The organism is Pseudomonas sp. G5001, from assembly GCF_013385475.1.
Lineage (GTDB): Bacteria > Pseudomonadota > Gammaproteobacteria > Pseudomonadales > Pseudomonadaceae > Aquipseudomonas.
Window position 1 is genome coordinate 1 of the sequence record NZ_JACAPZ010000004.1, and the last position, 8177, is coordinate 8177.

The window sequence follows — 8177 nt, forward strand, 5'->3', positions numbered from 1 at the left end:
AAAGCCGGAGTTAGGGCACTCCTCGCCTAGGCGAGGAGCCGAGTGGTGGGGCAAGAGCGTTTTGCTTACTTTTGACTGGGCCGGCATTCCGGCTGTTCAAAAGTGAGCCGCTGTAAGAGCGGAACCGATACAAGCCATCACCCAAATAATGGATATACACACCGCCCGTCACAGCTCCAGCCGAACCTGCGCACACAACCCCCCGCCGTCCCGGTTGCTCAACGTCAACTCCCCACCAATCGCCACCGCCAGTTGCTGGGCAATCGCCAACCCCAGCCCTGTACCACCAGTGCCACGATTACGCGAACTCTCCACCCGGTAAAACGGCTGCATCACCTGCACCAGTTCATCCTCGGCAATCCCCGGCCCCCGGTCCAGCACCTTGATCGAAAGCTCACCCGCCGCCGTCGACCCCACCTCCAACTGCGCCTCCCCGGCAAATTTCAGCGCGTTGTCCACCAGGTTCACCAGCACCCGACGCAACGCATGGGGCCGCGTATCCAAAACCACCGCGCTTTTACCGGTCAAACTCACTTGCTTGTTCATGTCCTGGTAATCAAACACCAGGCTGTCGAGAAACGCATCCAGGTCGATCCGGCAACTGGCCTCGGTCGACCCATGCACACTGCGGGCATACGCCACACCCTCGCGCACCAGATGCTCCATTTCCCCCAGGTCACTCCAGAGCTTTTCCCGGTCCACCGAGTCCTCCATGAACTCGGCACGCAATTTCATGCGGGTAATCGGCGTCTGCAAGTCATGGGAGATCGCCGCCAGAATCTGCATGCGCTCCTTGAGGTACTCGGCAATCCGCTTCTGCATTTCGTTGAACGCCGCCGCCGCATGCGCCACCTCGGTGGGGCCGGTTTCGTCCAGCGGCGTCGGGCGGGCATTCGGGTCGAGGGTTTCCACTGCCCGTGCCAGGCGTGTCAGCGGGCGGATGGCGATGCGCACGGCGATCCAGGTGCACACCAGCAACACCACCAGTTGCAGCACCAGTACCACCGGCAGCCAGAACGCAAACGGGATCGGCTTGGGATAGACATCAATCGTGACCGGGCTGCCATCGGCCAGGGTCAGGTGCGCCTGGAAGTGTTTTTGCAGGCCCGGGATGTCACGAAACGTCAGCGGGTAGTGCTCGCCCAACGCATCGGAAATCGACGTCGCGGCCATGGGCACGTTGTCGCTGGCCATCGGCTCGCCGGGTTCGCCGGCATTCAGCAGGTAGCGGTAGGCGTTGCGGTCGAGGCGCGGCAGCCAGCTGGCACGCTCGGCGGCGGGCAGGCGGTCGAGGATCGCGATCGACGTCGATACGTCGTTTTCCAGGTTGCCCAGCATTACGCTGCGGGCACTCATGTAGCGCTCATAGAACTGCGCACTGAACGACAGGGCGTTGGCGCACAGCAGGCTGACGATGAAAATTACCGTCAGTTGCGCCGCGAGGGTGCGCGGCCAGCGGAACGTGAGGGTCATGCCGGGTCCCCAAGGATTTCCACGGCCAGGGAGAACACATAGCCTTCGCTGCGCACGGTCTTGATGTAGGCCGGTTCGCGGGCGTCGTCCAAAAGGCGCTGGCGCAGGCGGCTGACCAGCAGGTCGATGGAGCGGTCGAACAGGTCCGCGTCCCGGCCCTGTGTCAGGTTCAGCAACTGGTCACGGTTGAGCACCCGTTGCGGATGGTCGAGGAAGACGCGCAGCAAACGGTATTCGGCACCGCTCAAGGCCACCAGGGTGTTGTCTTCGTCCAGCAGATGGCGGGCGGTGGTGTCCAGGCGCCAGCGGCCAAAGCGGATCAGCCGGCCGCTTTCGGTCACCACCAGGTTTGGCGGCAGCATCCGTGTGCGCCGCAGCACGGCGTTGATGCGGGCCAGCAGTTCACGGGCGGCGAAGGGCTTGACCAGGTAATCGTCGGCGCCCATTTCCAGGCCGATGATGCGGTCGGTTTCATCGTTGCGCGCGGTGAGCATCAGGATCGGCGTGGCCTTGTGCTTGCCCACCCGCAGTTCGCGGCACAGCTGCAAGCCGTCGTCGCCGGGCATCATGATGTCCAGCACGATCAGGTCCACGGGCGTGGTATCGAGGAAGCTGCGCATCTGCCGGCCGTCAGCCACCACGGTGGTGCGCAGGCCGTTCTTTTTCAGGTAGTTTCCCACCAGTTCGCGGATCTCCCGATCGTCATCGACAATCAGAATGTGATCGACGTGATCCATGCTGCCTTCCTCGTTGATTAGTCATTGATGCGCAGTCTAGCCACTGGCGGCGGGCTTGCCTTGTGCCCTTTGTATTGCAGTGTATCTGGCGGTGACGAGATACACATCGACGCAAAAATCCGGGCCTGGCCGACACAATCCGGATACCTCGCAAGGTTCAAATGAGCCCATCGAGGTAATCCGCCTCGGCCCACTTGAACCCCCGGAGAACCACCCATGACTATCAAAGCTGCCTATGCCAGTTGCCTGTTTGCCTTACTCACTGGCCTGAGTGTTGCCGCCCATGCCGAAACCACCGCCAGCCAGCCGGATATCCACCAGGTGCTGTCGATCTCCGAAGAGTCCGGTGGCGCGCTGTGCGGCATCGTCAACTCGAAACTGACCTACCTCGATTCCGAGGGCCAGCGCCACGTCCTCGACTACCGCAAATTTTCCAGCAATTGCCTTGAAGGCAGCTGAGGAGACCGGCCATGACCCCACTCAACAGCTTTCTCAGCGCCCTGGCGTTTTCCCTGGCGGGTGTGGCGGCGGATGTGAATGCCGCCACCGCGAAAAAACTCACTGGCAGTGAAACCTGCTTCCAGAACACGCCGCTGGCGCAAAACGGCGCGGCTCGCAAACGCGCCGAAACACCCCCGGCCACGAGGTGACACCCATGAACTTCATCCGATACCTGCGCCGCTCAAAAGGCCTGCTGCTGTTGGCACTGGTGGTTGCCTTGGTCGGCGTGCCCAAGGCGGTGAACTACCTGATCAACAACGTCGACGCCGAAAGTTTCAGCCAGTCCGATGAGCGCATGCCGTCCCTCGACGGCGCGTTGGCCTGGCTCAACTCGCCGCCGCTGACGGCCGAGGGCCTGAAGGGCAAGGTGGTGCTGGTGGATTTCTGGACCTACGACTGCGTCAACTGCCAGCGCAGCCTGCCGTACGTCAATCAGTGGGCGAAGAAGTACGCCAGAGACGGGTTGGTGGTGATCGGTGTGCACACGCCGGAAAACGCCTATGAGAAAGTCCTGGATAACGTACGCAGCCAAGTCAAGAAGCTGGACATCCATTACCCGGTGGCCATCGACAACGACTACCGCATCTGGCGCGCCTTCGATAACCAGTACTGGCCGGCCCATTACTTCTTCGATGCCACCGGCAAAGTGCGCTACAGCCATTTCGGCGAGGGCCGCTACGACAATCAGGAGAAAGTCATCCAGGCCTTGCTGGAAGAAGCCAGGGCAGCGAACGCGCCAACCTAAGCTAATGCCAAAAAGGTATTTATTGCGGGGTTTTTAGATCGTTTAGCTTCACCACTCCACGTACCTGTTCATGGAGTGAGCACCCAATGTCGCACCCGCTGGCAATCAATACCTTGCCCCTGCTGGACCTGGCGCTGCTCGACGGCAGCCCGGCCCAGCGTGGGCAGTTTCTCGATGACCTGCGCCACGCTGCGCGGCATATCGGTTTTTTCTACCTCACCGGCCACGGCATCGACGCCGGGTTGCTCACCCAGGTGCAGCAGCAGGCGCGCCGGTTTTTCGCCTTGCCGGAGGCCGACAAGCTTGCTGCCGGCATGATCAACTCCCCGCACTTTCGCGGCTACAACCGCGCCGCGTCGGAGATCACCCGGGGGCAGCCGGATCTGCGTGAACAGTTCGACCTCGGCGCCGAGCGCGAGCCGCTGCAGCAAGGCCCGGATTCACCGGCCTGGTCGCGCCTGCAAGGCCCCAACCAGTGGCCTGCCGCGTTGCCTGAACTCAAGCCCTTGTTACTGGCCTGGCAGCAGGCGATGACGCAGATGTCCCTGCGCTTGTTGCGCGCCTTTGCCCAGGCCTTGTCGCTGCCGGAAAACGCTTTCGACCCGCTGTATGGTGACAAGCCCAACGAACACATCAAGCTGATCCGCTACCCCGGCCGCCACGCCCAGCAGAGTCGCCAGGGCGTCGGCGCCCACAAGGATTCCGGCTTTCTCAGCTTCCTCCTGCAAGACCAGCAGGCCGGCCTGCAAGTGGAAGTGGAGGAGGGCCGCTGGATCGACGCCTTGCCGCGCCCCGACACCCTGGTGGTGAACATCGGCGAGTTGCTGGAACTGGCCACCAACGGCTACCTGCGTGCCACGGTGCACCGGGTCGAATCGCCGCCCCTGGGCAGCGAGCGTTTGTCCCTGGCGTTTTTCCTCGGTGCGCAACTGGACGCGGTGGTGCCGGTGTATCAGTTGCCGCCCGAGTTGCTGCGCGATGCCCACGGCCCCACCAGTGACCCGCGTAACCCGCTGCTGCGGGACGTCGGCTGGAACTACCTCAAGGGCCGCCTGCGTTCCCATCCGGATGTCGCCCAACGGTTTTACGCCGATGCCACGATTCCCCAAGCCCTGTCCGCCTGATAAGGAACATCACCATGCTCAAGAAAACAGCCCTGGCCCTGGCCGTCCTGATTGCCTCCTTCGACGCCCAGGCCGCCGAGGCCCTGCGTGTGGCGGCGGACCCGATTCCCCACGCGCAAATCCTCGAATACGTGCAGAAGCTCGACCCGCAGCTGCAGCTGAAAATCATCGAAATCCCCAACGGCGTGAACTCCAATGAACTGCTGGCCCACGGTGATGTGGACGCCAACTACTTCCAGCACTTGCCGTACCTGCACTCCCAGGAACAGGCTCTCGGCCAGAAATTCACAGTGGCGGCCACCGTGCATATCGAGCCGCTGGGTATCTATTCCCATCGCCACACCAGCTTTGCCCAGGTGCCGGATAAAGGCACCGTGGCCGTGCCCAACAACGTCACCAACCTGAGCCGTGCGCTGTACCTGCTGCAAGCCAACGGCCTGATCACGCTCAAGCCCGGTTTCAACGACCCGGCCAAGGACCAGGCAACGCCCAAGGACATTGCCGAGAACCCCAGGCACCTGAAGATCCTCGAGATCGAATCACCACAGATTCCTCGTGCCCTGGATGATGTCGACCTCGCCGTGATCAATGGCAACTACGCCCTCGAGGCCGGCCTGTCACCGGCCAAGGATGCCCTTGGGCTGGAAAAAGCCCAGGGCAATCCCTACGCGAATATCCTCGTGACCACCCCGAAATTGCAGGACGACCCACGGATCAAACAGCTGGCCAAGGACCTGAATTCGCCGGAGGTGGCCAAGTTCATCACCGAGAAATATGCAGGCTCGGTGATTCCGGTAGCTGTCGAATGATCGTCGTCGAGCGGGTCAGCAAAACCTACGCCGATGGCCAGCCGCCGGCGCTGGATAACGTGTCATTGCAGATTGCCGACGGTTCGATCTTCGGGATCGTGGGGCGGAGCGGGGCGGGCAAGAGTACTTTGCTGCGCTGCCTGAACCTGCTGGAGCGCCCGACTTCCGGGCGCATCCTCATGGACGGCCAGGACCTGACGCTGCTCAGTGACAAGCAATTGCGCCAGCAACGCCAGCGTATCGGCATGATCTTCCAGGGTTTCAACCTGCTGCATTCACGCAACGTCGCCGACAATGTGGCGGTGCCCCTGGAAATCGCCGGCCAGCCCAAGGCCGAGCGCGTTGCCCGGGTCAAGGAATTGCTGGAACTGGTCGGCCTGAGTGACAAGGCGCTGGCGTTTCCGTCGCAACTGTCCGGCGGCCAGAAGCAGCGCGTCGGCATCGCCCGAGCACTGGCGGCGCGCCCGGATTATTTGCTGTCGGACGAAGCCACCAGCGCCCTCGACCCGGAAACCACCGCGTCGATCCTGGAACTGCTGCGCAGTATCAATCGGCAACTGGGGGTGACCATCGTGTTGATCACCCACGAGCTGGATGTGGTCAAGGCTATCTGCGACAGCGCGGTATCCCTGGCCAATGGGCGTGTGGTGGAAAGCGGCAGCCTGATTCAATTGCAGGCCGACCCCGCCTCAAGCCTGGGCCGCTCACTGGCCCCCAGCCTGCCAGCGGTGAGGGCAGTATGAAAACGGACTGGAACGACATCCTGCAACTGCTGCTCACGGCCACTGGCGAAACCCTGTACATGGTGCTGCTGGCGGCGGTCTTTACCTTGCTGATCGGCCTGCCCCTGGGGGTGCTGCTGTTTGTCAGTCGCCGCGGCGGGCTGTTCCCCTTGCCACGGGTGAACCGTGTGCTGGGTGCGGTGATCAACCTGGGCCGCTCATTGCCCTTTGTGGTGATGCTGATTGCCTTGATTCCACTGACCCGGCTGATCGTCGGCACCACCCTGGGCAGCACTGCCGCCGTGGTGCCGATCACCATTGGCGCCTTTCCGTTCTTTGCGCGGATTGTCGAGAACGCGCTGGACGAAGTGGACAAGGGGCGTATCGAAGCCATCGTTGCCATGGGCGGGGATATTCGGCACGTGATCTTCAAGGTGCTGCTGCCGGAGGCGCTGCCTGCGTTGCTTGCGGGGTTGACCCTGACCCTGGTGATGCTGATCGGCTTTTCGTCCATGGCCGGGGTGATTGGCGGTGGCGGCCTGGGGGACCTGGCGATTCGTTATGGGTACCAGCGTTTCAATAACCAGATCATGGTGGTGACGGTGATTGTGTTGGTGGTGCTGGTCCAGGGCGTGCAAAGCCTGGGGGATCGTTGCGTGAGGTCGCTGGCGCATCGTCGATAAACGGTTATGTACTAATGAATTTTTAATATTTCTAGTTATATGCGTGACTGAGTAAAGTTCCCTTACGTACCTTCACCTCGTCGCCGGGAAATACTCTTCATGAACCGTCCCCACGGGCATCCCACGCCGATCCTGACTTTGCCCCAGGGCGAAAAAGACCCGTTGTCGATTCGCGCCAAGGCACTGGTTTTTGCCGACCCGCGTTCCCTGCAACTGCTCGAATATTTGCAACGTGTTGGCCCCAGTGAAGCGCCGGTGTTGATCAATGGCGAGACCGGCACCGGCAAGGAGCTGGTGGCGCGCTATATCCACAGCGCCAGCGGCCGCACCGGTGCGTTTGTGCCGGTAAACTGTGGGGCCATCAGCGAGAACCTTGCGGAAAGCGAATTTTTTGGGCATGAGGCCGGCTCGTTTTCCGGGGCCTCGGGGCGGCGGATCGGCTGGTTTGAAGAAGCCGATGGCGGCACCCTGTTCCTCGATGAGATCGGTGACTTGCCGCTGCCGTTGCAGGTGAAGCTGCTGCGGGTATTGCAGGAGCAGGAAGTGGTGCGAGTGGGGTCGCGCAAGCCGATCAAGATCAATATCCGGCTGGTGACGGCCACCAACATCGACCTGGAGCAGGCGGTGGAGGCGGGCAACTTTCGTCTTGACCTGTTCTATCGCATCAACGTGGCGCAGGTGCAGGTGTTGCCGTTGCGTGAGCGGCCGCTGGATATCCTGCCGTTGGTTGAGCATTTTCGGCGGCTCTACAGTGCCAGGTTGAAAATCGCCGAGCCGATGTTGTCGGAGTCGGCGACCCAGGCGTTGCTGGATTATCCGTGGCCGGGGAATATTCGTGAGCTGGAGAATGTGGTGCACCTGGCGCTTTTGGTGGCTGGGGACAGGCCGATCATGCCGTCGCACTTGAAGTTTTCTGCGGGGCTGAGTGCGATGCATGCCAGCGTTAACAGCGGGGCGCCGAGGATTCCGCAGGAGGTGGTGCGGGAGCAGTTGCTGCGGTTGTTCGAGGTGCCGGGGGATTCGTTGTTGCACGATATCGAGGATTTGATCGTGCGGGAGGCGTTTGCGTTTTGTGGGTTTAATCAGTTGCGTACGGCGGAGTTGTTGGGGGTGACGCGCAATGCCATGCGGACGCTTTTGGTGAATCATGGGATGCTCAAGGGGCGGGTGAAACCCTGATTTTTTGGTGTACATATCCGTTATTTGGGTAACGGCGGCTTATGGTTTCGCTCTTACAGCGAGTCACTTTGCAAAAGCGGCAAAGTAACTCGGGCTGAATGGGGCCGTCAGATCAAAATCAAAAGCAAAGGCACAGCGGCCTCCCGGCCGGCTTGAGTGTTAAAAGCAAAAGCAAAAAACCTGAGCGAAAACAGATCTGCTTTT

General features: G+C 61.5%; 9 protein-coding genes and 1 pseudogene. 8 read left to right on the forward strand and 2 right to left on the reverse strand.

Translation table 11 applies throughout. The annotated features are described in order from the left end of the window. Positions 1 to 168: 168 nt before the first annotated feature. Together HX805_RS01255 and HX805_RS01260 are read right to left on the reverse strand one after the other, a co-directional pair. Entirely contained in the window at positions 169 to 1473 is a 1305-nt protein-coding gene (locus HX805_RS01255; protein ID WP_003212508.1) for an ATP-binding protein, read from the reverse strand. Beyond that, positions 1470 to 2210 carry a response regulator gene (locus tag HX805_RS01260; protein ID WP_003212510.1) on the reverse strand — a complete coding sequence of 247 codons (741 nt, stop codon included), beginning with the start codon at positions 2208 to 2210 and terminating at the stop codon, positions 1470 to 1472. The genes HX805_RS01255 and HX805_RS01260 overlap by 4 nt, the downstream gene beginning before the upstream one ends. Before the next feature lie 216 nt (positions 2211 to 2426). Here HX805_RS01260 and HX805_RS01265 point away from each other — a divergent pair, with 216 nt between their 5' ends. The 8 genes and pseudogenes from HX805_RS01265 (at position 2427) to HX805_RS01300 (ending at position 7973) form a co-directional block, all read left to right on the forward strand. Further along, on the forward strand, positions 2427 to 2669 hold the full coding sequence (locus HX805_RS01265; protein WP_003212513.1) for a DUF2790 domain-containing protein: 243 nt from the start codon (positions 2427 to 2429) through the stop codon (positions 2667 to 2669). 11 nt (positions 2670 to 2680) lie between these two features. After that, a complete protein-coding gene (locus HX805_RS01270) occupies positions 2681 to 2860 on the forward strand; it encodes a hypothetical protein (protein ID WP_087695230.1) in 180 nt (59 codons plus the stop codon). Between the two features lie 77 nt (positions 2861 to 2937). Then, positions 2938 to 3456, forward strand: a pseudogene (locus HX805_RS01275) (thioredoxin family protein); the annotation flags it as partial. 86 nt (positions 3457 to 3542) lie between these two features. Further along, positions 3543 to 4580 (forward strand): isopenicillin N synthase family oxygenase, encoded by a 1038-nt coding sequence (locus HX805_RS01280; protein ID WP_177081985.1) that lies wholly within the window; start codon positions 3543 to 3545, stop codon positions 4578 to 4580. A gap of 14 nt (positions 4581 to 4594) precedes the next feature. After that, complete coding sequence (locus HX805_RS01285) at positions 4595 to 5389, forward strand: MetQ/NlpA family ABC transporter substrate-binding protein (RefSeq protein ID WP_003212522.1); 795 nt, start codon at positions 4595 to 4597, stop codon at positions 5387 to 5389. Continuing rightward, positions 5386 to 6132 carry a methionine ABC transporter ATP-binding protein gene (locus HX805_RS01290; protein ID WP_008430202.1) on the forward strand — a complete coding sequence of 249 codons (747 nt, stop codon included), beginning with the start codon at positions 5386 to 5388 and terminating at the stop codon, positions 6130 to 6132. Before HX805_RS01285 ends, HX805_RS01290 begins: the two co-directional genes overlap by 4 nt. Beyond that, complete coding sequence (locus HX805_RS01295; protein ID WP_003212526.1) at positions 6129 to 6794, forward strand: methionine ABC transporter permease; 666 nt, start codon at positions 6129 to 6131, stop codon at positions 6792 to 6794. The genes HX805_RS01290 and HX805_RS01295 overlap by 4 nt, the downstream gene beginning before the upstream one ends. Positions 6795 to 6893: 99 nt before the next feature. Then, positions 6894 to 7973 carry a sigma-54-dependent Fis family transcriptional regulator gene (locus HX805_RS01300; protein WP_003212528.1) on the forward strand — a complete coding sequence of 360 codons (1080 nt, stop codon included), beginning with the start codon at positions 6894 to 6896 and terminating at the stop codon, positions 7971 to 7973. Positions 7974 to 8177 lie beyond the last annotated feature (204 nt).

Excerpts from the sequence above, each read along its gene's own strand:
- HX805_RS01280 (WP_177081985.1), top strand. The coding sequence starts at position 3,543 with ATGTCGCACCCGCTGGCAATCAATACCTTGCCCCTGCTGGACCTGGCG.
- HX805_RS01290 (WP_008430202.1), top strand. The coding sequence starts at position 5,386 with ATGATCGTCGTCGAGCGGGTCAGCAAAACCTACGCCGATGGCCAGCCG.
- HX805_RS01300 (WP_003212528.1), top strand. The coding sequence starts at position 6,894 with ATGAACCGTCCCCACGGGCATCCCACGCCGATCCTGACTTTGCCCCAG.
- HX805_RS01285 (WP_003212522.1), top strand. The coding sequence starts at position 4,595 with ATGCTCAAGAAAACAGCCCTGGCCCTGGCCGTCCTGATTGCCTCCTTC.
- HX805_RS01255 (WP_003212508.1), bottom strand. The coding sequence starts at position 1,473 with ATGACCCTCACGTTCCGCTGGCCGCGCACCCTCGCGGCGCAACTGACG.
- HX805_RS01260 (WP_003212510.1), bottom strand. The coding sequence starts at position 2,210 with ATGGATCACGTCGATCACATTCTGATTGTCGATGACGATCGGGAGATC.
- HX805_RS01265 (WP_003212513.1), top strand. The coding sequence starts at position 2,427 with ATGACTATCAAAGCTGCCTATGCCAGTTGCCTGTTTGCCTTACTCACT.
- HX805_RS01295 (WP_003212526.1), top strand. The coding sequence starts at position 6,129 with ATGAAAACGGACTGGAACGACATCCTGCAACTGCTGCTCACGGCCACT.
- HX805_RS01270 (WP_087695230.1), top strand. The coding sequence starts at position 2,681 with ATGACCCCACTCAACAGCTTTCTCAGCGCCCTGGCGTTTTCCCTGGCG.